The 25,174-nt window shown below is 70.3% G+C and carries 17 protein-coding genes and 1 pseudogene; 7 read left to right on the forward strand and 11 right to left on the reverse strand.

Going from position 1 to position 25,174, the window contains the following annotated elements; translation table 11 throughout:
* Position 1: 1 nt before the first annotated feature.
* The 4 genes from STRCI_RS38795 (at position 2) to STRCI_RS38810 (ending at position 6,022) form a co-directional block, all read left to right on the forward strand.
* The gene (locus tag STRCI_RS38795) at positions 2 to 1,543 is read left to right on the forward strand and encodes a sugar ABC transporter ATP-binding protein (RefSeq protein ID WP_269663696.1); all 1,542 of its coding nucleotides are present in this window, start codon (positions 2 to 4) and stop codon (positions 1,541 to 1,543) included.
* A complete protein-coding gene (locus STRCI_RS38800) occupies positions 1,536 to 2,498 on the forward strand; it encodes an ABC transporter permease (RefSeq protein ID WP_269663697.1) in 963 nt (320 codons plus the stop codon). The genes STRCI_RS38795 and STRCI_RS38800 overlap by 8 nt, the downstream gene beginning before the upstream one ends.
* Positions 2,495 to 3,529 carry an ABC transporter permease gene (locus tag STRCI_RS38805; RefSeq protein WP_269663698.1) on the forward strand — a complete coding sequence of 345 codons (1,035 nt, stop codon included), beginning with the start codon at positions 2,495 to 2,497 and terminating at the stop codon, positions 3,527 to 3,529. The genes STRCI_RS38800 and STRCI_RS38805 overlap by 4 nt, the downstream gene beginning before the upstream one ends.
* 129 nt (positions 3,530 to 3,658) lie before the next feature.
* Positions 3,659 to 6,022, forward strand: coding sequence for an AbfB domain-containing protein (locus STRCI_RS38810; RefSeq protein ID WP_269663699.1), 2,364 nt, complete (start codon positions 3,659 to 3,661; stop codon positions 6,020 to 6,022).
* Positions 6,023 to 6,107: 85 nt separating this feature from the next.
* Here the strand turns inward: STRCI_RS38810 and STRCI_RS38815 are convergent, their stop codons facing one another.
* The 5 genes from STRCI_RS38815 to STRCI_RS38835 all read right to left on the reverse strand — a co-directional run bounded on the left by STRCI_RS38815 (position 6,108) and on the right by STRCI_RS38835 (position 17,898).
* Positions 6,108 to 9,380 carry a LamG-like jellyroll fold domain-containing protein gene (locus tag STRCI_RS38815; RefSeq protein ID WP_269663700.1) on the reverse strand — a complete coding sequence of 1,091 codons (3,273 nt, stop codon included), beginning with the start codon at positions 9,378 to 9,380 and terminating at the stop codon, positions 6,108 to 6,110.
* A 148-nt stretch (positions 9,381 to 9,528) separates the two neighbouring features.
* Positions 9,529 to 11,676 carry a bifunctional serine/threonine-protein kinase/ABC transporter substrate-binding protein gene (locus STRCI_RS38820; RefSeq protein WP_269663701.1) on the reverse strand — a complete coding sequence of 716 codons (2,148 nt, stop codon included), beginning with the start codon at positions 11,674 to 11,676 and terminating at the stop codon, positions 9,529 to 9,531.
* A 42-nt stretch (positions 11,677 to 11,718) separates the two neighbouring features.
* Positions 11,719 to 13,908 (reverse strand): bifunctional serine/threonine-protein kinase/ABC transporter substrate-binding protein, encoded by a 2,190-nt coding sequence (locus STRCI_RS38825; protein ID WP_269663702.1) that lies wholly within the window; start codon positions 13,906 to 13,908, stop codon positions 11,719 to 11,721.
* Complete coding sequence (locus STRCI_RS38830; RefSeq protein WP_269663703.1) at positions 13,905 to 14,792, reverse strand: hypothetical protein; 888 nt, start codon at positions 14,790 to 14,792, stop codon at positions 13,905 to 13,907. The genes STRCI_RS38825 and STRCI_RS38830 overlap by 4 nt, the downstream gene beginning before the upstream one ends.
* 127 nt (positions 14,793 to 14,919) lie before the next feature.
* Positions 14,920 to 17,898, reverse strand: a complete 2,979-nt coding sequence (locus STRCI_RS38835) for a carbohydrate binding domain-containing protein (RefSeq protein WP_269663704.1) — start codon at positions 17,896 to 17,898, stop codon at positions 14,920 to 14,922.
* A 218-nt stretch (positions 17,899 to 18,116) separates the two neighbouring features.
* Between STRCI_RS38835 and STRCI_RS38840 the strand changes: the two genes are divergently transcribed.
* Entirely contained in the window at positions 18,117 to 18,404 is a 288-nt protein-coding gene (locus STRCI_RS38840; protein WP_269663705.1) for a hypothetical protein, read from the forward strand.
* Positions 18,405 to 18,414: 10 nt separating this feature from the next.
* Here STRCI_RS38840 and STRCI_RS38845 read toward each other — a convergent pair whose 3' ends face one another.
* Positions 18,415 to 18,774 (reverse strand): hypothetical protein, encoded by a 360-nt coding sequence (locus tag STRCI_RS38845; protein WP_269663706.1) that lies wholly within the window; start codon positions 18,772 to 18,774, stop codon positions 18,415 to 18,417.
* Positions 18,775 to 18,933: 159 nt separating this feature from the next.
* Here STRCI_RS38845 and STRCI_RS38850 point away from each other — a divergent pair, with 159 nt between their 5' ends.
* Entirely contained in the window at positions 18,934 to 19,590 is a 657-nt protein-coding gene (locus STRCI_RS38850; protein WP_269663707.1) for a maleylpyruvate isomerase N-terminal domain-containing protein, read from the forward strand.
* Positions 19,591 to 19,594: 4 nt separating this feature from the next.
* On the opposite strand, the gene STRCI_RS38855 is transcribed toward STRCI_RS38850, so the two are convergent.
* The 3 genes from STRCI_RS38855 to STRCI_RS38865 all read right to left on the reverse strand — a co-directional run bounded on the left by STRCI_RS38855 (position 19,595) and on the right by STRCI_RS38865 (position 22,255).
* A complete protein-coding gene (locus STRCI_RS38855) occupies positions 19,595 to 19,993 on the reverse strand; it encodes a hypothetical protein (protein WP_269663708.1) in 399 nt (132 codons plus the stop codon).
* A 79-nt stretch (positions 19,994 to 20,072) separates the two neighbouring features.
* The gene (locus STRCI_RS38860) at positions 20,073 to 21,182 is read right to left on the reverse strand and encodes a hypothetical protein (protein ID WP_269663709.1); all 1,110 of its coding nucleotides are present in this window, start codon (positions 21,180 to 21,182) and stop codon (positions 20,073 to 20,075) included.
* Positions 21,183 to 21,184: 2 nt separating this feature from the next.
* Positions 21,185 to 22,255, reverse strand: a complete 1,071-nt coding sequence (locus STRCI_RS38865) for a hypothetical protein (RefSeq protein ID WP_269663710.1) — start codon at positions 22,253 to 22,255, stop codon at positions 21,185 to 21,187.
* Positions 22,256 to 22,420: 165 nt separating this feature from the next.
* Here STRCI_RS38865 and STRCI_RS38870 point away from each other — a divergent pair, with 165 nt between their 5' ends.
* Positions 22,421 to 23,248 carry a calcium-binding protein gene (locus tag STRCI_RS38870; protein ID WP_269663711.1) on the forward strand — a complete coding sequence of 276 codons (828 nt, stop codon included), beginning with the start codon at positions 22,421 to 22,423 and terminating at the stop codon, positions 23,246 to 23,248.
* Between the two features lie 33 nt (positions 23,249 to 23,281).
* On the opposite strand, the pseudogene STRCI_RS38875 reads toward STRCI_RS38870, so the two are convergent.
* A pseudogene (locus STRCI_RS38875) lies at positions 23,282 to 24,174 on the reverse strand (phosphorothioated DNA-binding restriction endonuclease).
* A 43-nt stretch (positions 24,175 to 24,217) separates the two neighbouring features.
* Complete coding sequence (locus STRCI_RS38880; protein WP_269663712.1) at positions 24,218 to 25,171, reverse strand: sigma-70 family RNA polymerase sigma factor; 954 nt, start codon at positions 25,169 to 25,171, stop codon at positions 24,218 to 24,220.
* Positions 25,172 to 25,174 lie beyond the last annotated feature (3 nt).

Consider the following 25,174-nt stretch of genomic DNA (forward strand, 5'->3'; position numbering starts at 1 on the left):
CATGCCCGCCGAAGTCCTCGCCGTCCGCGGACTGAGCAAGACCTTCCCCGGCGTCCGGGCCCTGGACGGCGTGGACCTCACCCTGCACGCCGGTGAGGTCCACGCCCTGATCGGCGAGAACGGCGCCGGCAAGTCGACGCTCATCAAACTGCTCACCGGCGTGTACCGGCCGGACGCCGGACAGATCGTCTTCCAGGACCGCGAAGTCGCCTTCGCCACCCCGCTGGAGGCGCAGAAGGCGGGGATCTCCACCATCTACCAGGAGGTCAACCTCATCCCGCTGCTCAGCGTGGCCCGCAACCTCTTCCTGGGCCGCGAACCGCGCAACCGGTTCGGCGTGCTGGACATCGCCCGGATGAACCGGGAGGCAGAGGAGACACTGCGCACCTACGGAGTCCGGGTCGACGTCCGAAGGCCCTTGCGCAGCCTGGGAGTCGGCGCCCAGCAGATGGTCGCCCTGGCCCGCGCCGTCGCCACCGAGGCGCGGATCGTCATCATGGACGAACCGACCTCCTCGCTGGAACCACGCGAGGTGGAGACCCTCTTCACGGTGATCCGACGGCTGCGCGACGAGGGCATCGCCGTCGTCTACGTCAGCCACCGCCTGGACGAACTTTACGCCGTGTGCGACACCGTCACCGTGCTGCGCGACGGGCGGCGCGTCCACCACGGCGCGCTGGCTCAACTCGACCGCCTCTCGCTGGTGTCGACGATGCTCGGCCGGGATCTGGGCGAGGTCCGCGAGGAGGGCCTGACCAAGTTCACCGGCGACCATGGCGCCACCGATGCCGAACCAGTCCTGCGCGCCGCAGAGTTGACGGTTCCGCACCAGCTGCACGGGGTCTCGGTGAGCATCCGTCCCGGTGAGGTCGTCGGCCTGGGCGGGCTGCTCGGCTCCGGCCGCACCGAGACGGCGAAGGCCATCGCCGGTGCCCTCCCGGTGAGTTCGGGCACGGTCACCGTGGCCGGTGTGCCGCTGCGCGCGGGCTCCACGCCGGCCGCCATCCGCGCCGGGATCAGCCTGCTGCCCGAGGACCGCAAGAGCGAGGGCATCGTCCCGGGGCTGTCGGTGCGGGAGAACATCGCCCTGGCCGTGCTGCCGAGACTGTCCCGCTTCGGCCTGGTCTCCGAGGCGCGGGTCGACGCGATCGTCGACACCTTCATCGAGCGGCTGCGGATCAAGGCGTCCTCACCGCGGCAGAAGGTGGGCGAACTCTCCGGCGGCAACCAGCAGAAGGTGCTGCTGGCCCGCTGGCTCGCCATGCATCCCAAGGTGCTCCTGCTCGACGAACCCACCCGTGGCATCGACGTCGGAGCCAAGGCCGAGGTGCAAAAGCTCGTCGACGAACTGGCCGCCGACGGCCTGGGTGTCCTGCTCATCTCCTCCGACCTGGAGGAACTGATCGAAGGGTCCGACCGCGTGGTCGTACTGAAAGACGGCGCCGTCGTCGGCGAACTGAGCGGCGACGACGTCACCGAGGAGAGGCTGATGCGGGCCATCGCCGGGAACGACGTACGGGAAGGGGCGACCGCCGATGGCTGAAGTCGCCCTGCGCACCACCCCGTTGGACAAGGACCGCGTCCTCCAGTGGCTGCAGACGTACGGCGTCTACGCCGGCGTGGCGGTGCTGCTCGTCGTCAACATCCTCATCACCCCGCACTTCCTGTCCGCCGAGAACTTCCGCACCCAGGCCGTCCAGGTCGCCCCGGTCATCATCGTCGCCCTGGGCATGGCCCTGGTCATCGGCACCGAGGGCGTCGACCTCTCCGTCGGCGCCGTGATGGCCCTGTCGGCCTCCGTCACCGCCCTCTACCTCGGGTACGGCCTCCTGCCCGCGCTGCTCGCGGTCGCGCTCTTCGCGGCCGGAGTCGGGCTGGCCAACGGCGCGCTGGTGGCGTTCATCGGCGTGCAACCCATCGTCGCCACGCTGGCGTTGATGGTCGGCGGCCGGGGCCTCGCACTGGTGCTGCTTCCGCAGCTGAAGGACCTGCGCAACCCCTCCCTGGCCTCGCTGGGCTCCGGCGACGTCCTGGGCGTCCCGTATCTGTTCCTGATCGCCACGGTGCTGGCCGTCCTGGTGGCGTTCGTGATCCGCCGCACGACCTTCGGACGCCAGCTGCTGGCCATCGGCGACAGCCGCCCCGCGGCCCAGCTCGCCGGTCTGCCCGTACGCCGCGTGCTGATCATCGTGTACGTGGTCAGCGCGTTGCTCGCCGCGGTCGCGGGAGTGCTGGCCACCGCGCGACTCCAGGCCAGCGACCCCACCTCGCTGGGCAACCTGATGGAACTCTCCGCGATCACTGCGGTGGTGGTCGGCGGCACCCCGCTGACCGGCGGCCGAGTCAACATCGCCGGAACCGTGGCCGGAGCCGTCCTCATCCAGCTCCTGACCGCCACGCTCATCAAGCACGACCTGCCACCGTCCTGGACGCAGATCGCACAGGCCATGGTGATCGTCGCCGCGGTCTACGCGGCTCGGGGACGGGGGAAGCGATGACCGCCACGAAGACGGATGAACCCGTGACCACCACGAGCACCGGGCCGGCGAAGCAGGCCGAGCCGACCGGATCCGCCCGCTCCGAGCGACTGAGCGCGCTGCTCCAGCAACACGGCGCGCTGGCCGTCCTGGTGATCGTCTCCCTGGTGGCGTCGTTCTCCTTCGACTCCTTCGCCACCGGCGACAACTTCTCCAACATGGCGACGAGTTCCGCCTTCCTGGCGATCGTCGCCCTCGGCATGACCTTCGTGATCATCACCGGCGGCATCGACCTGTCCGTCGGCTCCCTGTTCGCCCTCGGCGGCGTCCTGGCCGCCTGGGGATCGCGGCACGGCACGCTGGTGGCACTGCTGCTGCCGCTCGCGGTCTGCGGACTGATCGGCGTCGTCAACGGACTCCTCGTCGCCCGCTCCCGGCTCGCTCCCTTCATCGTCACCCTCGCCGCCATGCTCGGTGCGCGCGGACTGATGCTGGCGCTGACCGACGAGGGCGCCGACACCTACCTCATCGGCAAGGACTCGTTCCTCGCCGAACTCGGCCAGGGCACCACCCTCGGCCTCGGCAACCCCGTGTGGATCACGCTGGGCCTGTTCGTCGGCGGCGCCGTCGTCCTGCGCCGGACCCGGTTCGGCCAGCATGTGTACGCGGTCGGCGGCAACGAGGACGCGGCGGCCCTGATGGGCGCCCCGGTGGCCCGTACCAAGATCCTCGTCTACGCCCTGTCGGGACTGCTCGCCGGACTGGCCGGGGCGCTGAACGCGGCCTGGCTGGCGTCCGGCGTGACCATCCTGGGCAACGGCATGGAACTGGAGGCCATCTCCGCCGTCGTCATCGGCGGCACCCTGCTGACCGGCGGACTCGGCTACGTCAGCGGCTCACTGGTCGGCGTCCTGCTCCTGAAGGTGATCCAGAACGTCATCAACCAGATCGGCTCCCTCGACTCCTCCTACCAACAGGTCGTCAGCGGCGCTTTCCTGGCCGTCGTCGTCATCGCCCAGACCTGGCTGGGCCGCAGACGGCAACTGATGTGACAAGCCCCGGACTTGGCGGCAGGGCGTCCAAAGCCTTGTCGCCGAGCCCGGTTCCAGGCGGTCGGACGCTCACGCGTCGGCCGCCTCTTGCACGCGCACGTCTCCCCACCCCCAACTCAAGGAGTCACGATGCGTGAAGTACCCCTACGCCGTGGGCCATTGGCCTGGCTGAGACACCGGGCGCGATGGGCGACCACCGCGCTGGCCGCCCTCACCCTGATCGCCGGTACGGCACTGACGGCCACCGGCACCGCGGCCGCCGCCCCTCAGGCGTGGACCCCGAAACCCTCGCCGATGACCACACCGTGGACGAACCAGGTCCCCACCGACAACCCCCTGCCGGAGTACCCGCGCCCGCAGCTCACCCGCCCCGACTGGGCCAACCTCAACGGCATCTGGGACTTCGCGGTCACCCCGGCCGACGCCGGTCAGCCCGCGTCGTTCACCGAGCAGATCCGGGTCCCGTTCGTCGCGGAGTCCGCGCTCTCCGGCATCCAGCGCAAGATCACCCAGAACGACAAGCTCTGGTACAAGCGCACCTTCACCGTCCCCTCCGGCTGGAACGGCCGCCGCGTACAACTCCACTTCGGTGCCAGCGACTGGCGTACCACCGTCTGGGTCAACGGCCGCCAGGCCGGCGCCACCCACAGCGGCGGCTTCGACGCCTTCTCCTACGACATCACCGACCTGCTCAACAGCGGCACCAACACCGTCGTCGTCTCGGTCTGGGACCCCACCGAGACCGGCGGTCAGGCCGTCGGCAAGCAGCGGATCCGCGACGTCGCCCCGCACCCCGGCGGCGGCATCTTCTACACCGCCGCCTCCGGCATCTGGCAGACGGTGTGGCTGGAGCCGACGGCCTCCGCCCGCATCACGCGCCTCGACATGGTGCCGGACCCGGTGAACAACCGGCTGAAGGTGACCGTCCGCGGCTCCGGGACCAGCGGTCACCAGGCCCGCGTCACGGTGTCCACGGGCGGCACCACTATCGGCACGGCCACCGGCGCGGTCGGCGCCGAGTTCACCGTCCCGGTCCCCGATCCGCGGCTCTGGACCCCGGACGACCCCTTCCTCTACGACGTGAAGGCCGAACTGCTCTCCGGCGCCACCGTCGTCGACTCCGTCGGCAGCTACACCGGCATGCGCACGATCAGCCTCGCCAGCATCGGGGGCTATCAACGCCCTGTTCTGAACGGCAAGTTCGTCTTCCAGACCGGCACCCTGGACCAGGGCTACTGGCCAGACGGCATCTACACCGCACCCACCGACGCGGCCCTGCGACACGACCTCCAGAAGCACAAGGACCTGGGCTTCAACATGGTCCGCAAGCACATCAAGGTGGAGCCGCAACGCTGGTTCTACTGGGCCGACCGGCTTGGCCTGCTGGTCTGGCAGGACATGCCGTCCATGGACCTGCGCACCCCCGACAGCGCGGCCCGCGTCCAGTGGGAGGCCGAGTACGACCGCGTGATCGACCAGCACCGCAGCTCGCCCTCCCTGGTCGTGTGGGTCAACCAGAACGAGGGCTGGGGCCAGTACGACCAGGCCCGCATCGCGAACGAGGTCAAGGCCTACGATCCCTCCCGGCTCGTCGACAACATGAGCGGTATCAACTGCTGCGGCGCGGTCGACGGCGGCAACGGAGACCTCCTCGACCACCATGTCTACGTCGGCCCCGGCACCACCGTGCCCAGCCCCACCCGCGCCGCCGTGCTCGGCGAGTTCGGCGGACTGGGGTACAAGGTCCCGGGCCATGAGTGGTATCCCGGCGGCGGCTTCAGCTATGAGGACCAGCCGGACCTCGCCCACCTGAACAACCGGTTCGTCGGCCTCCTGGACGCCATCCGCGAGGTGCGCATGCCGCGCGGCCTGTCCGCGTCCGTCTACACCGAGATCACCGACGTGGAGAACGAGGCCAACGGCCTGCTCACCTACGACCGCCAGGTCGTCAAGGTCGACGAGGCCAGGGTGCGTGCCGCCAACCGCGCGCTGATCGACGCCTCCCAGGGCTCGACCACCCCGGCCACCCTGCCCACCGGCCAGTACCGGTCCCTGCGCGTGACCACACCCGGCTACACCGACCGGTATGTGCGGCACAGGGACGGCGCGGTCTTCACGGAGGTCGTCGGCAGCGGCAGCGACGCGCTGCTGAAGAACGACGCCACCTGGAAGATCGTCCCCGGCCTGGCCAACAACACCTGCTACAGCTTCGAATCGCGGAACTACCCCGGCGAGTACCTGCGCCACCGCGACTACCGCGTCTACAAGGAGTCCGGCAACACGGACCTGTTCCGCGCCGATGCCACCTTCTGCGCGGTCCGCGGCGCGAACGGCGGCATCCGGCTGTCCGCGTACAACTTCCCCGAGCAGTATCTGCGCCACTACAACGCCGAGTTGTGGCTGGCGACCCCGGGCGGTACGCACATCTATGACAACCCGGCACTCTTCACCGAGGACACGACCTGGTCGATGGAGGCGCCCTTGGCTCCGTGAGTCCAAACCCTCCTGGTAACAAATGCGGCCCCGGTGGAGGGAGTTGACCTCCCTCCACCGGGGCCGTTCCGTACGAGACAGAGGGTCAGGGCTTCTCGTCGCCGTAGAGGCCGCCCACCTCCTCGGCGGTCAGTGCCTTGTCGAAGGCGTGGACCTGGTCGACGGCGCCGTTCCAGAAGTCGACGTTCGAGCCGTCCCAGTGGGCCCGGCCCACGGTGAGCGGTCCGGTGCTCGGAAGGGCCGACCCGCCGGTGGTGGTCGCCGCGAGCTCACCGTCGAGGTAGAGCCGGATCTGGTTGCTCGTGGCGTCCCGGACGCCGACGAGGTGGTACCAGCGGCCGGTCTCGATGGCGGTCGGTACCTGGGCGCGGCGCTCGCCGGGTGTGCTGAAGGCGAAGGTGCCGTGTCCGTACTGGAGGTAGAAGGAGTTGGCGGTGGCTCGGGTGTCCTGGCTGACCGCGGTGGCGTAGTTGCCGGGGAGCTGGTCCAGGCGGACCCAGGCGGCCACCGAGTAGCTGCCCGCGGTGTCGATCACCGGTCCCGCGGTCTCGGCGTACTGCTTCTGGCCGTCGAACTTCAGCGCGGTGCCGTGGACTCCGGGGATCCAGGAAGCGCCCTCGCGCAGGGTGAGGGGCTGGTCGTTGGGGCCTTCGTCCTGCGCGGTCGTGCCCGCGCCTTCGTCGAGGGTCCAGTGTCCGCCGCCCGTGAGCGGCTTCTGGGTGCCCGCGGCGGCCCCGGCGGCGATCACCTTGCGGTTGATGTCCCGTACGCGGGCCGGATCCACCTTGATGTCGCGACGGTCGTACGTGTAGAGACCGTTGAGCTCGTTCTCCAGGTCGGTGATCTGCGTGTACACCGATCCGGACAGTTCGGCGCCCGCCTGGGCGAGATAGAACTGCTCGGTGTTCTCGACGTACTTGCGGGTCAGTTCCTCCTTGGTGGTGACACCGCTGTAGATCACGGTCGGGGCGCCCGGCCACATGTGCCCCGGGGTGCGCAGGGTGAAGCCGCCGTGCTCGCCGTCCATGGCGGCCCGGGTGTCGTCGGGGAAGGCGGGGTCGGTGTTGTTGTAGTCGTGGTGGTCGATGATGTCGCCCTTGCCTGAATCGCCCTTGGAATTACAGCAGTTGACGCCGCTGTGGGCGTTGACGACGCGGGACGGGTCCTGGGCCTGCACCGACTCGGTGATCCGGCCGGTCTCCTCGCGGTTCCACTCGCCCCAGCCCTCGTTGAAGACGATCCAGCCGATGACGGACGGCGAGTTGTGGTGCTGCCGCATCATCTCCTTGCCCTGGTCGACGAAGGCCTTCTGGCCCGTCTCGTCGGTGAGGTTGCCGGAGACGAAGTCCTGCCAGACCAGCAGGCCCAGCTTGTCGGCGTGGTAGAACCAGCGGGCCGGTTCCACCTTGATGTGCTTGCGGACGGCGTTGAAGCCGAGCTTCTTGTGCGCCTTGAGGTCGAAGGCGAGGGCCTCGTCGCTGGGCGCCGTGTACAGACCATCGGGCCAGAAACCCTGGTCCAGGGTGGCGAGGGAGAAGACCGGTTTGCCGTTGAGGACGAGCTTGTTGAAGCCGCCGACCTTCTCGATGCCCACCTCGCGCATGCCGAAGTAGCTGCCGACCCGGTCGGTGGTCGCGCCGTCCGTGAGCTTGATGTCGAGGTCGTAGAGATAGGGGTCGTCCGGGGTCCACAGGTGCTGTTTGGCCACAGGCAGGGTGAGTTGCTTGTCGGCGGGTCCGCTGACCCGGCCGACGACGTTGCCGCGGGCGTCGCGGGCCACGGCCTCGACACGGGCGGCGGGGGAGGCGTCGTCGGAGCCGACGCTGACGGCGAGGGTGCCGGTGTCGATGTCGGGAGTGGCAACGATGTCGTCGATGGACGCGGCGGCGACGGGCTCCATCCACACGGTCTGCCAGATACCGGAGGTCTGGGTGTAGAAGATGCCGCCCGGGTTCGTGGACTGCTTGCCCATGGGCTGGTTGGCACCGCCGGTGTCGGTGACCGCGACCACGATCTCCTGTGGTCCTGTGCCCTTGAGCGCGTCGGTGATGTCGGCGCTGAAGGCGTTGTAGCCGCCGGTGTGTTCGGTGACCTTGGTGCCGTTGACGTAGACGGTGGCCCGGTAGTCCACGGCGCCGAAGTTGAGCTTGAGCCGGTTGGCCCGGTCGCTCTTGCCCACCTTCCAGCTCGCCGGGACCTCGACGAGCTTGCGGTAGAACATGTGGTCCTCGTGCCGTTCGAGGCCCGACAGCTGGGACTCGACGGGGAACGGCACGATGATCTTCTCGTCGAGGCTCTTCCCGAAGACCGGTTGCTCGCCCGCCTCGGCGGCGCTGAACTGCCAAGGCCCATTGAGGTTCTTCCAGTTGGAGCGCACCTGCTGCGGGCGCGGATACTCCGGCAGCGGATGCTGCTTGTCGAGTCCGTCTCCCCACTTGGTGGTGAGGCGGTGGGTGGAGGCGTTCTCGGCGTAGCGGATGACCTTGGGCACGCTCTCGCCGCCGACCGTCAGGCCGCCCGCTCCGTCGTAGGAGACCCGGACGAGCTGGTTCTTCTGGATCGGCTCGGAGAGGGTGACGAGGACGGACGAGGCGTCGCCGGGGTAGGGCGCGACCGATCCGATGGGCATCGCGGTGGTGTCGGCCTCGATCTTCAGATGGTCCTTGACCGCCCGGAGGTTGCCGACGCGGCCGTCGAAGCGCAGGCGCAGCCGCTTGCCGTCGGCGGCGACGGACGGCTCCACCGGGTAGACCTCGAAGTCGGCCGGCGGGGTGAACGCCGACATCGGCACGAGCTGCTTGGGCAGCGTCGGTGTCGACCAGCGCAGATACATGTTGGCTCCGCCGGTGTCCTGGAACATCTCCAGGCGGAAGTCGTGCGGCTCACCGGCCGTCAGCCGTACGGCGGCGCTGGTCTGCTCCCGGTCCCAGTCGCCGACCCAGTGGTCGATGACGGGCTCGCCGTCGATGTACAGCCGGAAGCCGTTGTCGCCGATGGCGTGGAAGGTGTAGTCGCCGGTGGCGGGCGCCGTGAGCTGTCCCGTCCAGCGCGCGGTCGTGTGTTCCGTCCGGCCGGTCAACTCCTCGAAGGTGCTGGTCAGTCCGGAGAAGTTGATCTGAGGGTCGAGGAGGGTGCCGCCCAGTTCGGCGAAGTCGCGGGCGCCGGGTGCGGACATGCTGAAGTACTCGCCCTTCAGACCGTGCGTCTGGACGGCGGCCTCGGCGGCGGGCGCGGATGCGGTGCTGGGCTGCTCCGCGGCGGTCGCGGCGGGCATCAGCCCCATCGGGGGGAGGGTGAGGGCGGCTGCGGCGAGCAGCGCCCACATTCTGGCTCTCGGGCGGGTGCGGTGTTGTGTCATGGAACCTTTCCTCGTGCAGAGGCGGCGACCGGGTAGGGGTGACCGGTGCCGCCTTTTCAACGTTGGAAACCCGGTGACAGCGGTATGACAGCACGGCCTCAGGAAGCTGTCCAGACCTCTCGCGCCGTCAACCGGCGCTCGGCACCCGCTAGTTCGTGGCGGCCCCGCCGATGTCGTCCGCGCGGCTCACGAACCGCAGGGCACTGTCGGTCACCCGGTAGAGGAACTCACCCGCGTCCTCGCCCGTGACAAAGAACTGGCTGTCGCGGTCGTAGCTGGCCCTGCGGGTGATGCCCTGCCAGGGGTGGCGCAGGAGTTCGGAGCGCAGGGCGGAACGGGCGTCGTCGCCCGCGGCGGTCAGACCGTGCGCGACGAAGCGGACGGCGTCGTACGCCTCGGCCGCCCAGGGCGCGGGGGCGGCACCGAATCGGGCGCGGTGGGCGGCGGTGAACGCCTTGATCCGGGGGTCGGCGGCGTCCGTGTACCCCGTGCCGATCAGCCAGCCGTCCGCCGCCGCGAGGAACCGGGCACCGAGCACGTGCTCGTCCGCCACGCAGGGTCCGCGGTACCCCGCTCGGCGCAGGGCGCGAGCACAGGCCGCGGCGCGGTCGGGGCGGATGCCCGCGAAGAGGACCGCGTCGTCGTCACGGTCGGTGATCCGTCGGGCCGCGGTGTCGAAGTCCCGGTCCGGGGCGATGTCCTCGAGCAGGGTGTCGCCGTTGAGCTTCCTGTGCACGGTGGCCATGCGGACCGTGGGCAGGGTCGCGTCGGCGTCGCTCAGATCGTGGACCACCGCGGTGCGCGCGGGTTTCACCACCCGGTTCAGATAGCGCAGGATCGCCGGAGGTCCCGCGGTCTTCGTGGGCCGGAGCAGCAGTGTGGTGGTGACGTTGACGTTGCTGAGTTCGCTGCTGTCGGCCCGGGTGACCAAGTGCGTCACCCCGGCCTGCGCGCAAGCCTCCATCACCGCGGGGGCGGTCGTGTTGGTACCGGCGCCGATCACCCCGACCAGGTCCGGGTCGGCGGCCAGTGTCCCGGCCGCCGCGGCGGCCCGCTTCGCGGTGCCGCCGTCGTCGGCGGTGCGCAGGACCAGGTCGAAGACGCGGCGATCGTCGGCGTTGTGCTCGCTCACCGCCAGCCGGGCGCCGCGCTCCTGCGCCGTGAACACGGCGTCGGACCGGTCACCGAGCAGACCGAGCACGTGCCGGGGCAGGTTTCCGGAGCCGGTGGTCCCGGACGGGTCGGAGCGGCCCCAACGCCACCAGCTGCCCACTCCGATCGTGCCGACTCCCAGGACCGCGCCACCGGCGGCCAGTACCCGGCGGCGGGTTGTCGGAGCGCTCGTCGCCGGCTCGGCGGTCAGCGTCAAGGCGTCCGCCAAGTCGGCCACGCGGGTCCCGTCGGTGACCGTGCCCTGCGGAACCGGCAGGTCCAGCACCCGCGCGGCACGCGCCGCCACCAGCGCGGGCAGCCCCTCCGGCAGCCAGTTCCGCTCGTCGAACGGGCCCAGGAAATCCCGGAGTTCGGCGACCTGAGGGCGCTGCTCCGGCGACTTCGACAGACACCGCCGTACGATCCCGGCGAGCGCCTCGGGTACGCCGTCCACGTCGGGTTCCTCGTGCACGGTGCGGTACAGGACGCCGGCCGCGCCGCCGATGCCGAACACGGGGCGGCCGGTGGCGGCGTGAGCCAGGACGCAGCCCAGTGAGAAGACGTCGCTCGGCGGACCGACCGTGCGGCCGCGTGCCTGCTCGGGCGAGAGATAGCCGGGCGAGCCGATGACCGACCCGTCGGTGGTCAGCGCGGTCACCCCGACTGCGCGGGCGATGCCGAAGTCGATCAGACGGGGACCGTCGGCGGCCAGCAGGATGTTGGCGGGCTTCACATCCCGGTGCACCAGATCGCACCCGTGGACCTCCTCCAGCGCCTCGGCCAACGCGGTGCCCAGGCAGCGCAGTTGGGGCGCCGGCCAGGGGCCGTGCCGGACGATGGCCTCGGCGAGAGAGGGGCCCGGCACATAGGCGGTGGCCAGCCACGGGGAGCGGGCCTCGGCGTCGGCCGCGAGGACGGGCACGGTCCAGCGGCCGCCGAGCCGTGCCGCGAGTTCCGTCTCGCGCCGGAAGCGGGCCCGGAACCCGGGATCGTCGGCGTGCTCGGCGCGGATCGACTTCAGGGCGCACCAGGTGCCGAGCGGTGAGCGCGCCAGGTACACCACGCCCATCCCGCCCGCGCCGAGCCGGGCCGCCAGCCGGTACTCGCCGATCACCGACGGATCGGACGGCAGCAGCCGATCCACGGCACACCCCCCATCTGCCCGCCCGAAGCGCCCGTACCCGACTCAGCTCTCAGCATTGACCGCGTTCTGGAGGTCCGCCAGCGAACCGACCTGCCGGAAGCGCCCGTTGCGCACCTCGTGCACGTACGTACTGCTCAGCCAGCCCTCCCCCGTGAGGGGGTAGTTGTGGTATTCGCCGAAGGTATAAGTCCGGTCGATGCCCTGGTAGTTGACCTTTGCCAGCCGCTTGCCGAGGGCGGCCCGTACCGGTTGGGTACCCGACCTGGCGGGCACGGTCCGCGCGAACTCGCCGAGCAGCAGGCGCACCGAGTCGTACGCCTCCATGGCATACGGTTCCGGAGCGGCGCCGTAGCGCTTGCGCCAGGCGGCGGTGAAGTCCCGGGCCGCCTTGGTGGTGAGGGCGGACGGATCGCCCGCGGCGTTGACGACGTACCAGCCCTCGCCCGCGGCTCCCGCGCGCTCGGCGAAGTCCGTGCCGTACAGCAGATGCTGCATCCAGCGCGGGCCCTCGAAACCGGCCGCGGCCAGCTGGCGGGCCGCGGTGACGGTCGCGTCGAGCGGGCCGAAGTACGCGAAGGCGGCCACCTCTGCGGCGAGCAGCGCACGTACCGCGTCGGGACCGTCGCCGGTCTCCTCTGCCACGACCTGGGGCACCACCTCGGCTCCCCGTTCCCGCCACTGCTGTACGAGCAGGCCGGCCTGGTCCTGGATGGTGGTGCCACCGGAGCGGTCCAGGACCACGCCGATACGCCCCAACTGGTTGGTGAGCATGGCGTGGAGCATGATCCAGCCACCGATCGCGAGATGCGCCGGACCGGTCTGGAAGGACGCCTTGGGCGAGGTCACGAAGTAGTCCTGCTGGCCCGTCGTGCTCGACACATGCGCCAGCCCGGCCTGGCCGTAGATCTTCGCCGCCGACCGCATCGGGAGTTCGGCGACGGGCCCGAGGACGGCCACCACATCCCGGTCCGCGGTGAACCGGCCCGCCACGTCCTGTGCGCCGGCCGCGTCGCCCGGGTCGCGCAGGACCCGTACCTTCAGGTCGTACGCGCGATTCCGGACGGCGTTGTGCTGGGCCACGGCGAGCCGGGCGGCGCGTTCGCTGACCCGGCTGACGAGCGCCGTGTCCTCGGTGGCGTGCACGCCCAGGACGTACACGGGACGGGCCGCGGCGGGCTCCTTGTCCTCGTCGCGGGTCGCGAGCAGAGCCGCGGCGGTCCCGCCCGACGCGGCGAGCAGCAACGCCCCACCGGCCAGCAGCAGCCGGCGCCTGCTCGGGCGCCGGTCCTCCGGCGGAGTGTCCTGAAGGGGTGCCGCGGTCGGCTCGTCGAGCCGGGTCGGCTCGATCTCGGGCAGCGCGAGGCCCTCGGCGGAGCGCGCGGCGATCATCCGCGCGACCGGGTCGGGGAGTTGAACCGTGCCGTCCGGCTCGTCCTCGGCCAGCAGAGTCCGCAACTCCCCGGCCGTGGGCCGGTCTTCCGGCTCCTTGGCCAGGCAGCGGGCCACGAGGGGCCGGGAGTCGTCGTCGATACCGTCGAGGTCGGGTTCGTCGTGGACGGTGCGGTACAGCAGGGCTTCGGGTGCTCCGCTGCCGAAGGGCGGGCGGCCGGTCAGGGCGTAGGCCAGGACGCCGCCGAGCGAGAAGACGTCGCTCGCCGCGGTGGCCGTCCCGCCGCGGGCCTGTTCGGGGGAGAGGAAGCCGGGGCTGCCGACGACCATGCCGGAGGCCGTCAGCGCCGTGTCGTCCTCGGAGCGCGCCACCCCGAAGTCGATCAGCCGGGGCCCGTCCAGGGCGAGGAGCACGTTGCCGGGCTTGACGTCTCGGTGGACGAGTCCGGCCGCGTGCAGATCCGTGAGGGCCTCGGCCAGCCGCCGCACGAGCGAGCGTGTCGTGGCGGCGGGCAGCGGGCCGTGTTCCGCCACGGCCTCGACGAGGGAGGGGCCGGGGACGAACGCGGTCGCCAGCCAGGGCTCGGCGGCTTCCGCGTCCGCGCCGAGCACGGGCACCACCCAGCGGCTGCTCACCCGCCGGGCCAGCTCCGCCTCGCGGCCGAACCGCGTGCGGAACGCCTGGTCATCCGTGCTCTCACCACGGATCACCTTGACCGCGGCGAGGGTGCCCTCGTCGTCGCGCCCGAGGTAGACCACGCCCATGCCGCCCGCGCCGAGCCGCCGCAACAGCCGGAAACCGGCGATGCGCGAGGGGTCGGTGGGCCTCAGCGGCTCACTCATCGTGCGCCCTCCGCCTTGTCGTCGCCGCTACTGTCCTTGCCACCGGTGCCGTCCGATGCCTGGTTGCCGCCGATGCTGTCGATCTCGGCCGCCGTGTAGGCGACTCCCTGCGCCACTTCCGAGGCGATCCCGCTCTCCTCCTCGTCACTGTGGCCTGCCCCGATCCGGTCCGTCGCGGCCACGGTGACCGGACCGAGCCGGTACTTGAACCAGTCGAAGGGCAGCTGGTCCTTCGTGCCGTCGACGAGGAACTCCCCGCTCTCGACGAGATCGTCGTCGGTGACGCCGTTGCGCGCCTCGGAGAACGGATCGGCCCGCGAGTACAGCCCGATCACCCGCTCGGTGGCGTTCAGCTGCTGGTCCGGGCAGCGCAACGCCTCCTGCAAGGACACGGCCATGTCCCGGCGGGCGGCCGTGGTGTCCCGGTGCACGGTGACCGTCAGGGAGACCTGTACGGGCCCCTTGTCCCCGCTGCCCGGAAGGACGAACCTCCGGGTGAGACTGGCCAGCGCCGTGCTGGGCAGCGGCTCCCGCTGCCACACGCACTCCTCGTCGAGCACGGCCCACTCGGTGGGATCACTCTCGTACGGCTGCGCCTTGCGGAACCCGGCGCCGAAATGGTCCGGGCGGGTGCTGAGCCCGCGCACGAACGCGATGGCCTCGGCCCGGGTCCGTGGCGCCCGCTCCTCGAGCATCGTGTACGGCTCGTCCTCGGCCGCCGAAGCCGACGGACTGGCCTCTTTGGTTCCGTCGGCCCCGTTCGCGCTCCGCGCCGGACCGGACGGTTTCTCCCCGGCGGAATCCCCGTCCGCCCCACTGGTGCACCCGGCCAGCAGCAGTGCCCCCACCGCCGCCACAGCCGGTCTCCACTCGGTCATCCGCATGCCTGGCAGTCTTCCGCATCACCCCTGTTTCGAACGCCAACTCGACGTGCCTGGAACGGAGTTGGCACATTGCAACCGTGAGGCACCCGAAGCGGGTGCCTCACGGTCCGGGTGGACCTTCAGAGACCTACTTCAGATAGGGGCCCGCGGTGCCGATCCGGCCGGAGCCGTTGAGTACGTACACCCGCAGGTTGCCCTTGCCGGGGGCGGCGACGGTGAGGGTGCCGCCGGTGACCTGGCGGACGTCGCCGGTGACGGCGTCCACGTAGCGGCCGTCCGGGACACCGGTGAAGGTGGCCCCGTCGGTGACCGCGACCAGCGCGAAGCTGTCCGTCGAGCCGCTGGTGTAGCGGCGCTTGAAGGCCATGCCGCCGGAGATGCCCTCGGTGGAGTACTGGCCCATCTGCAGGGCCGGGATCGCCCGGCGGATCTGGTTCAGCCGCTGCACATGCTTGACCAGCGGCTTGTCCAGGGTGGTGGCGACGGCGCCGCTCGCGGACGCCACCCTGGAGAAGTCGGCCGCCGTCACCTCACCGGCGAGGTGGTCGCCGTAGTACGCGCGCCCGGTGGTCGCGAGGGGGCAACTGGGCCCGCAGTCGATCTTCTTGCCGGCCTGGAACTCGATCTCGGAGCCGTAGTAGAGCGTGGGGATGCCGCGGAAGGTCCACATCAGGGACATGTTCTCCGCCCACGCGTCCGTGCCGCCGGTGTAGCGCTCGCTCGACTTGTTCGGGCCGTAGTCGTGGCTGTCGACGTAGACGACGTTGAAGGTGGCGTCGTTGTAACTGTCGTCCGAGTCCTTGCCGTTGGAGAACGCGTTGTGCGCGTCACCGAAGTTCATGTGCATCCGCATGTCGATGACGTTCATGCCGGAGAACTTCGAGTGGTCCGGGGTGTGGTAGCTGTTGCCCTGGAGGAAGGCGTTGGTGGAGGTGGGCTGGTTGCCCGTGCCCAGCTGCTGCTCGTAGTCGTACATCTCCAGCGCCGCCTTGGCGTCGTCGGCGTCGTACTCCTTGCGCTCCTTCCAGGTGTAGAACTGCGCGGAGTGGTTGACCGAGCCGCGGTTCCACTTGTCGTTGACGAAGGCGGCGACCTCGCCGAAGACGAAGAAGTTCTGGGCGGCCTCGGCGCCGAACTTCTGGGTGACGCGCTCCTGGATGGCGGGCAGGAAGCGGCGGTTCCAGGTGGTGCGCGGGATGTGTACGGCCGTGTCGACCCGGAAGCCGTCGACGCCCATGTCGATGTACTTGTCGTAGGCGCCGATCAGGTAGTTCTGGACGGTCGCGTTCTCGGTGTTGAAGTCGGCGAGGTCCTCGTGCAGCCAGCACGAACGGGAGTCCTCGCCCTCCCAGTTGCCGATCCAGCACTGGTGGTAGAGCGCAGTGGGGAACATGCCGGAAGTGGGGCTCGGCCACTGGCAGTTGTACAGGGTGTAGCCCTCGGCGCTCTTGCCGCCGGTCGGCTTGCCCCAGTTGAGGCAGGTGTTGCCGGAGGGTTCGGCCGTCGACCACAGGTCGCCGTTGTAGTAGGACTTGCCGCTCTTGGTCTCGACGGTCAGGCCGTCGTACTCGAAGCCGTCGTTCTTCTCGTCGTAGTACCAGCTCCACTCGGTGTCCCGGACGCCGTACACGGTCGGCGTGTACAGCCCCTTGGCTCCCCAGCGGGAGGAGTGGTTGTAGACGACGTCCTGGTAGATCTTCATGCCCTTGGCGTGGGCCGCGTTGATCAGGTCCTGGTAGGAGGCGCCGGCGGACTCCAGGCGGGGGTCGACCTTGTAGAAGTCGTAGCCGTGATAGCCGTGGTAGTCGTAATCGGAGCGGTTGAGGACGACCGGGGTGATCCACACGGCGGAGAAGCCGAGGGCCTTGATGTAGTCGAGCTTCTGGACCAGGCCCTTGAAGTCGCCGCGGAACATGGGGTCGTTGTTGGCCGCGTTGCCCGACTTCACATGCTGGCTGCCGCCGCGGTTGTTGGAGCTGTCGCCGTCGTTGAAGCGGGCGGTGAGGACGAAGTAGATCGGGTCCTTGCGCGGGTCGGTGCCGAGTGGAGTACCGGCCGCCGGAGCGTCGGGCTTCTCACCCGTGGTGACCTGGGCGGGAGTCGAGGCGGCTGAGACATTGCCGGCCGCGTCCACGGCCTTGACCGTGTAGGAGTACTCGGTCTTCTCCTCCAGGCCCGTGTCGGTGAAGACGGTCGAGCCGGTGTCCGTGACGGTCGTGCCGCCGCCTCCGCCCGTCCGCGTCACCTGGTACTTGGAGACACCCTTGTTGTCGGTCGACGGTTCCCAGGTCAGGACGACCGAGACCCCGTCGGCGCTCGCGCTGACCTCGGTGGGCGCGGTGGGGGCCTCGGTGTCGGGCTCCTCCGCGGCGCAGGGGTCGGTGGCGCCGTTGACGACGGTGCGGTTCTTGACCGTGCTGGTGCCGGTCGCGATCGTGTAGTCGGCGCCGTTGTTGTTGTCCCAGGTGCCGTTGCCGTTGTTGAACGCGGCCTTCAGGGAGCTCGCCGAGCCCAGGGCGACGGTCTGCTTCCACCACCCGGTGCAGGCGGCCTGCATGCCGATGCCGGGGACGGTGGTCCAACTGCCACCCGCGGGCTGGTAGTGGATGTTCGCCGTCGACCAGCCGAGCGCCTCGGTCGAGTAGTAGACGGTGGCCGTGTTGCCGGACGGGGTTTCGGTGTCGGCGCAGGGGTCGGAGTGGGCGACGACCCCGTCCTTGACGGTGATGTTCCCGGTGCCCAGTGCGTAGTTGGCGCCGCCGTTGTTGTCCCAGGTGCCGCTGCCGTTGTTGAAGGTGGCTTGAAGACCGCTGGCCGATCCCAGGTCCACCGTCTTCTTGACCCAGTCCGTGCAGGCCGCCTCCATCGCCACGCCCGGGACCGTGGTCCAGGCGCCGCCGTCAGGGGCGTAATGCAGGTTGTACTGGGACCAGTTCCTGGTCTTCGTGTAGTAGAACACCGTCGCCGTGTTGGCCGCGGCCTCCGCGACCGGTTCCGCGGGCAGGTCATCGGCCCGGGGCACGGCTTGCACCAGGCTCAGCAGCGAGCCCGTTATCAACAACGCCGTCAGCGGCCGTCTCAGCCGCCGGGCGTGACTGCGTTTCATGAGACTCCCTCGTCAGCAGACCGCGCCAGAAGGAGGTGACCGCACACTGGCGCAAGAACCATCGGAAAGTTGCTGCAAGCGCTTGCGAGGCTGGAAGTTACTGCCGGATGACGCCGCCGTAAAGAGACCTCGCGGATCTTTCCTCGCCGGATGATTGAATCGTTCGCATGACGATGAGCGGACGTCAGCATGCGGACGCCGAAGGGGAGTTGAACCGAGTGAACAGACTCCCCGTGCGGAACGGCGGTGAGGATGACGTCTGTCTCTTCATCGAACCGTACGGCGAGGACTTCTGGTTGAGGCCCGGAGACGAGTTCACGGTCGTACCGGCCGATGGCGCGCGGGATCCCCAGTTCACGGTGGTTTCCACCACCGACTGCCTGGTCGTCTGGATCTACGAAGGCGGCGACCCCGAGCGTGTGATCGTGGACTACGTGGTCGTCGACAGTGGCGGAGCCGCGCTGGAGTGCGGCCACCAGCGTCCCGTTGCCCGGAACCCGGACTGATCCACGCGCCTCAACCCGCTGTGCCGGCAGCCATCGCAGTCAGAGCGACACCCACCGTTGCGCCCAACAGCAGCGCGGTGACAGCGGCCGGCCGGCCGACACCCTGCTCGAACGGAACACTCGGCACAATCTTGTGAACGACGGGCGCCACCACCACGATGAGACCGAAGCCGACGCCGAGGCGCCAGTAAGTCTCGCCCGCACACGAACCGTGAAAGCGCCCCCCGCAGCCGCTCGGTTCCACAGCGAAGCCTGTCACCAGAAGAAACAACGCGCTGGCATACACCGCGCCGAACAACATCGTTGTGCCGAAGTCGACGCGCCGAGCTCTGCCAGAACTGTCGCCCGCACCTGCCACCTTGTCCCCCATTGCTCGCGAAACCAAGCGCGTGGAGTCTAACCTCGGCTTTCCATGCTCCATCAGCGATGGCAGGCCCTCTGACCCGAAGGAACTCCCTGAGCCTCGACGGAGGACGCGGCGGAAGAATTGGGCTCGCTGTGCTCGCTGAACGGCGGATACGGTTCTGCCATGTCCGGATCAGCCGAGAACGGCCCCTCCTCGTCCCCCGTCACCGCTGACGACCTCGACCTTGCCGTGCGGCTCGCTGTGGAGGTACTCCGCAAGGCGCCGCCGACCGTGTGGGACCAGAAGGCAGGATCGCTGGAATGGGACTGCTGGGAGACCGTCGAGCATCTCAGCGACGACCTCTTCGCCTACGCCGCGCAACTGGGCGCCAGAACACTGCCCGTGGGCGGCAATGTGCCGTTCGCTTGGGAGAGCCGGCGGCCCGGAGGTCCCGCGAACGCGATTCACGCCGACCGTGCGGCCGGGCCCGTCGGGCTGTTGCAGGTGCTGGAAGTGAGCGGCGCGCTGCTGGTCGCCATGGTGCGTACGACGCCCCCGCAGGTACGCGCCCACCACGTCTTCGGCGCCTCGGACCCCGAGGGCTTCGCCGCGATGGGGATCGTGGAGACCCTCGTGCACACGCACGACCTGGCCCAGGGGCTGGGGCTCGACTGGGACCCGCCCGCCGACCTGTGCGCGCGGGTGCTCACCCGCCTGTTCCCGAACGCCCCGGAGTCCACGGACCCCTGGCCCACTCTGCTGTGGGCCACCGGACGCGCCGAACTGCCCGGCCACCCCCGCCTGACCACATGGCGTTGGGACGGCACACCTCGGGCATAGCCACTCAATGCCGGGTGCGGCCATCTCGCGCCGGGCGCGGAGCGGGTTGCGGTGGGGCCGGACCGGGTGTCGTGGTGCGGTCAGGGCGGACCGGGCGGAGCCGATCGCGGGTCTCGCCCGCGGCTATCTGCTGTTTGTACTTCCAAAGCCTCTGCCGCTCCTCCCGCGTCAGATCCGGGTTGAGCTTGTCGACCTCGTCCCAGGCAGCCGCCCGGGCGGCGCGGGCGGCGCGCCAGTCCCGCCGCTTCACGGCCTCACCCAGTCGCCTCATGGCCTGGAGGAGGGGCTTGCGGGCCTGCTTCTGACGCTTCGTGAAGCCGGGCTGGTCGGGCATGGCCTTGCGTACTTCCCACGTGGGGCCGCCGGTGAGGAGGTGCACGCGCGGGCGGGCTCGGTTCGTCATCGGGGCCTCCTCTTGGGCGAGCTGCACGGACAGTGTCGCGCAGCCGAGTACCGGCCTTGAGACTGCCTCGCTCCCGAAGTCAGCCGAACCGCAGGATCCGTGGCGCGAAGGTGTTCTCGGGGCCGTCGGCCCGGCCGACCGACCACACCGACGCCGTGCCCGGTACCGGTGTCAGGTTCAGCGTGCGGGAGTCGCCTTCTCCGGGCACCGCCGGTTCGCTGTGCTCGGCGAAGGCCTGCCCGTTCCAGGCGAGGAAGTCCGGTCCCGGGATCAGCGGGGGAGTACTGCCGGGCGGGCCCCACTTCTGCGAGCGGGCCATCGAGACCCAGGCCAGCTCGCCGGAGGCGGCGGGCACGAGTCCGGTCACCGAGCCGAAGTCGGCCGGGACGGCCACCCGGTTCCACGCCTGCCCGTCGAAGCGGACCAGCAGGGGCGGGATGGGACGGCCGGGTGGGCCGCCGACGAACCCGGCCGTGCCGCCCGCCCACACCTCGGTGGGGGAGACCGCCAGCACACTGCCCACGGCCGAGCGCGGGAAGCCGTCCACGAGCGTCTGTTGCCACGCCTCCCCGTCCCAGTGCGACACGGCCGCACCGGTGTTGGTCGCGCCCGCGGCCCAGACATCACCGGCCGACAGGATGTGCAGGCCGTACACGGCGCCCGGCGGCACCGGAAGATCCCGCCAGCCGTGCCCGTCCCAGCGCAGCAGCACCTGTACGCCGTCCCGCGAACCGATCAGCCAGGTCTCACCGCCGCCGGAGACGACCTTGGTCAGCACGACACCGCGCGGCGGCCGGCTTTCGGTCCAGGCGGTGCCGTCGGAGCGAAGGAGCCGGGCGCCGCCCGCCGTGTCGCGGCCGACCGCCCAGACGGCCGTCGGCGAGCTCGCGGCGACGGACAGCAACTCGCCCTGCCAGCCCGCCCCGGGCAGGCTCTGGCGCTGCCAGGCGGTTCCGTCCCAGCGCAGCAGCAACGGGAAGCCCGGCGCCTCGCGTCCGACGGCATCGGCGCCCACCGCCCACGCCCGGGTCGGCCCCACGGCCACCGCCTCGTTGAGCGTGGCCTGCGGACGTACACCTGCCGGGACCGGGACATGCTGCCAGGACTGGTCCTCCGCCGCGGCCGAACTCAGGACGCCCACAAGGGTCATGACGGCGGCGAGGGCCGCGACGAGAAGTCGGCGTGCCATGGTCAGCCTCCCAGCCGCTCACTCATCAGGTTCGGTTTCGAGCCGTAGATCTCGACGGTCCCGAAGGACAGCAGCCAGGACCCGGCCCTGGCCAGGACACGGGGTTTGACGTCGATCGCGTTCGTGCGCTCCGGGCCGTAGGAGAAGGTGGCGCGGCGGCCGTCCACCCGCGCGTACTTCGACTGGAACGCCCGGTCGCTGCGCACCGGCAGCCACAGCGCGCCGTCCGGGCCGCGCACCACGGCCTCGGTGTAGGAGTCGCCCAGCGGCGGGTAAGTTGTGCGCCAGGCATGCCCGTTGAACGTCATCAGATAGGTCCGGGCCACGCCGTCGGTGTACTGGGTGCCGCCGATCGTCGCCCGGCCGGAGGGTTCGAGCAGGACCGTGTGCACATTGCTGTTCGCCGGCAGCACTACGTTCGCGTCCCGCCACGCCGTGCCGTCCCAGCGCAGGATGGCGGTCCCGGTGCTGGTGTCCCCCCACGCCCAGACGTCGGTGGCGGTACGCGCGGTGATCCCCATGAGGTAGTGCACCCCGTCGGGCACGGCCTGTGCGGTCCAGGCGGAGCCGTCGTAGTGCAGGACCTTCAGCCCGGTGTCGTCCTCACCGACGACCCACGCGGCTCCTGGTACGGCGGTGAAGTCCTGGTAGGTCCACAGGTCCTGCGGCAGCGGGACGGAACTCCACCCGCTCGCCGACCGGCGCAGAATCTCTCCCGCCCCGACACGGTTGTGGAAGATCCACACCTCCTCGCCGACGAACTGCACCTTGCCGAGCCAGCCCAGCTCGTCGGCGCCGGGAAAACCGGTCTCCCGACTCCAGTCGGTGCCGTCCCACCGGTACAGCATCGGCCGCAGCCCATCGGCCGCATGCTCGTACCCACTAGCCCATGCCTCCCCCGGCCCACGAGCGGCAAGGTCGGACACGGTCACCGGCGAGACCGCCGCGGGCGGCACGGGCAACGCCGACCAACTCGCCGTACCGGCCGCACCCGACGGCACGGCGGCGGCCGGTGAGACGACCGCGGCACAGGCGAGCACAAGGCAGCAGACGAACGCACGGAGACGGTTCACACGACCTCCCCAGAACGCGAAGGCCGCTCAGCTTATTGGCATGTACCCGCAGTGAACAGACGTCGCACCGTCGAGGACGGATCCCGGCACCGCATCAGGGCAACGATTGTGCCGGTTCGGCTGTCGTAGGGAGTGCCGATCGGCCGTCATTCCTGGGAGGGTCCAATGAGCCGCTGCACCGCACCGTCCGACGTCAGACAGCGCGGCCGTGCCGACGTCGCCTCGCCCGGCGCCGCCATGCGCGGTGCCGTCGTGGGGGCCGTAGTGGTCGCACTGGCCGGGATCGGCGCCCCGGCCGATGCCGCGCCTGGTCCCACGCCCACCGAGCCCGTGGTCAGCGGCGCCGTCGTCAACTCCGGTAAGGACGTCATCGTAGGGATCACGCACGATGTGGCGTTCCCGGTCACGGTCACCGGAGCGGACGACTCCGGGCTGTCGTTCGTCGATGTGGATCTGAAGGGGCCGCACGGCGGCTTCTACACCACCGACGCGTTCTGCGAGACCGCGACGGCATGCACGACGGCGTTCACCGTCAACGCCCACCCCGCCCCGGGCAGCGACGATCCCGTGGACCTGGCGAACGCCAACGCCGGCACCTGGAAGGTCGACGCCCTGGTCGACACCCACGACGGCGATTCCGTCTTCGCCCCCGGCGTGGCCTCGTTCGGCCTCAAGCGTGCCGCACGCCTCACGGTGAACGCCGCACCGGAACCGGTGGCCAAGGGCGCCACCATCACCGTCACCGGCAAGCTCGTCCGCGCCAACTGGGACACCTACCGGTACGCGGGATACACCGGCCAGGCGGTGAAGTTGCAGTTCCGCCCGAAGGACAGCGACACCTACACCACCGTCGCCACGGTGAACACCAACAGCACCGGCAACCTGCACGCCAAGGTCAAGGCCGCCAAGGACGGCTACTGGCGCTGGAACTTCGCCGGAACCACGACCACGGGTCCGGCAAAGGCCGCCGGCGACTACGTGGACGTACGCTGACGGCCGCGTCAGGCGATCCGAAATCGAGCGCGGTCAGGCGACGCCGGAGCGAGGCTCGCCCTTGAAGACCTGTCCGAAGTGCCATGCGCGATGGGTCGCCGCGACGGGACGGATGCCCGGCTGAGGGCCGATGAGGGGGCGGCCCGCGAGTGCGGTCACGTGCTCGCGGGCGGCTGGGCCGCGACCGACGAAGCGCTGGGAGACCAGGATGCGATGGCCGTCGCCGACGCCGAGGACACCCTTGTCGAAGAGCTTGTGGTGCAGGGAGCACAGGCACAGTCCATTGTCGACGTCGTCGGGACCGTCGTAGGCCCACCAGCGCACGTGCGCGGCCTCCAGCCCGACGGGTGCGGCGTCGATCATGCCGTCGTAGCCGCAGAGGCGCACTGGAACTCGTAGGCGGTGAGGACCAACTCCCGCATACGGCGGTCCCGTTGCCGTCGTCCGGGTGCTGTCGGGGTGCCCGTCTCCAGCAGGTCCGGTTCCAGTCCGACCGCCTCGCACAGGTCGGGGTGCAGGGACGGCGGGAAGTGCAGGTCCAGCAGCACTCTGGCCATCCGGGCCAGCAGCGACGGCTCCCGGACGAGCGCCCTGCGCAGGTCCGGGGCCAGCCGACCGGCGGCGCCGCTGGAGCGCAGCTCGCGAATCCTGGGACCCGGGCTGCCCGCGCCGAGGTCGGTGCGTACCTCCCACACCTCGTCGTTGGCCAGGTGGTGGAAGGGGTAGGCGGGGCTGGTCCCGCGCGTGGGGCCGTACTCCGCCAGCAGTCGCTTCAGTTCGGCCTCCACCACGCTGTAGCGCAACTCGCCCTCGGCGTCGGCCTGGAATCGGCCCAGCGCGTACAGCAGCAACAACGGCTTGTGCGGGGCTCGTTCCCCCTTCCGGCTCCACTGCCTCAGGCTCGCGGCGCGCTCCAGCCAATCCATGACCCGTGATCGTAGCCACGCCCTCCCGAGGCGCGTCGGGGGTTCACCACTCGGCGACGAGCGGTGCGTCCGGTTCGTGCCGCCGCCAGGCTTCGGTGAGGCGGACCAGGCGGGCGGGGGCGGCGATGCCGCGCACGGTGGCGATCTTGCCTCCGGTGATGTCGAACGTCACGGAGCCGACGACCCGGTCGCCGACCACGGTGAGCATGGCGGGGGTGCCGTTGACGACCGCGTAGTGGATGACGGCTGTGCCGCCGGCCAAACGCCGCTTCGCGGGGGTGGGTTTGAAGCCGCCCCGTGCGACGGCGGCCACGCGTTGCGCGGTGTCGAACCGCAGCAGCTTCTCGGCCAGTCCGGCCCCGTCGGAGATGGCGGTCGCGTCGTCGGTGAGCAGTGCCACCAGCCGGTCCGTGCGGCCCGAGGAGGCCGCGGCGAGGAACTCCTCGACGATCCTGCGGGCCGATGCCCGGTCGACCTCCTCGCCGCCGCGGCGCGCGGCCGTGATCCGGCGGCGGGCGCGGTGGAGGTGCTGCTGGCTCGCGGACTCGGAGATGTCGAGGATCTCGGCGATCTCGGCATGGCCGTAGGAGAACGCCTCACGCAGGACGTACACGGCTCGCTCGACGGGTGACAGCCGCTCCATGAGCGTCAGTACGGCCAGCGAGACCGATTCGCGCTGCTCGTACGTGTCGGCGGGGCCGAGCATCGGGTCACCGTCCAGCAGCGGTTCGGGCAGCCAGGCGCCTGCGGTGCGTTCACGGCGGGTCTGCGCCGAGCGGAGCCGGTCCAGGCACAGGTTGGTCACGACCTTGGTCAGCCACGCCTCCGGCACCTTGATCCGCTGCCGATCGGCACTTTGCCAGTGCAAAAACGCATCCTGTACGGCGTCCTCGGCGTCGGTGGCTGAGCCCAGCAGTCGGTACGCCAGCGAGGCCAGCCGGTTGCGGCCGGCCTCGAAGCGATCGGTGTCGAAGCGATCGACGACGGTGTTGTCCACGTG

The organism is Streptomyces cinnabarinus, from assembly GCF_027270315.1.
GTDB lineage: Bacteria > Actinomycetota > Actinomycetes > Streptomycetales > Streptomycetaceae > Streptomyces > Streptomyces cinnabarinus.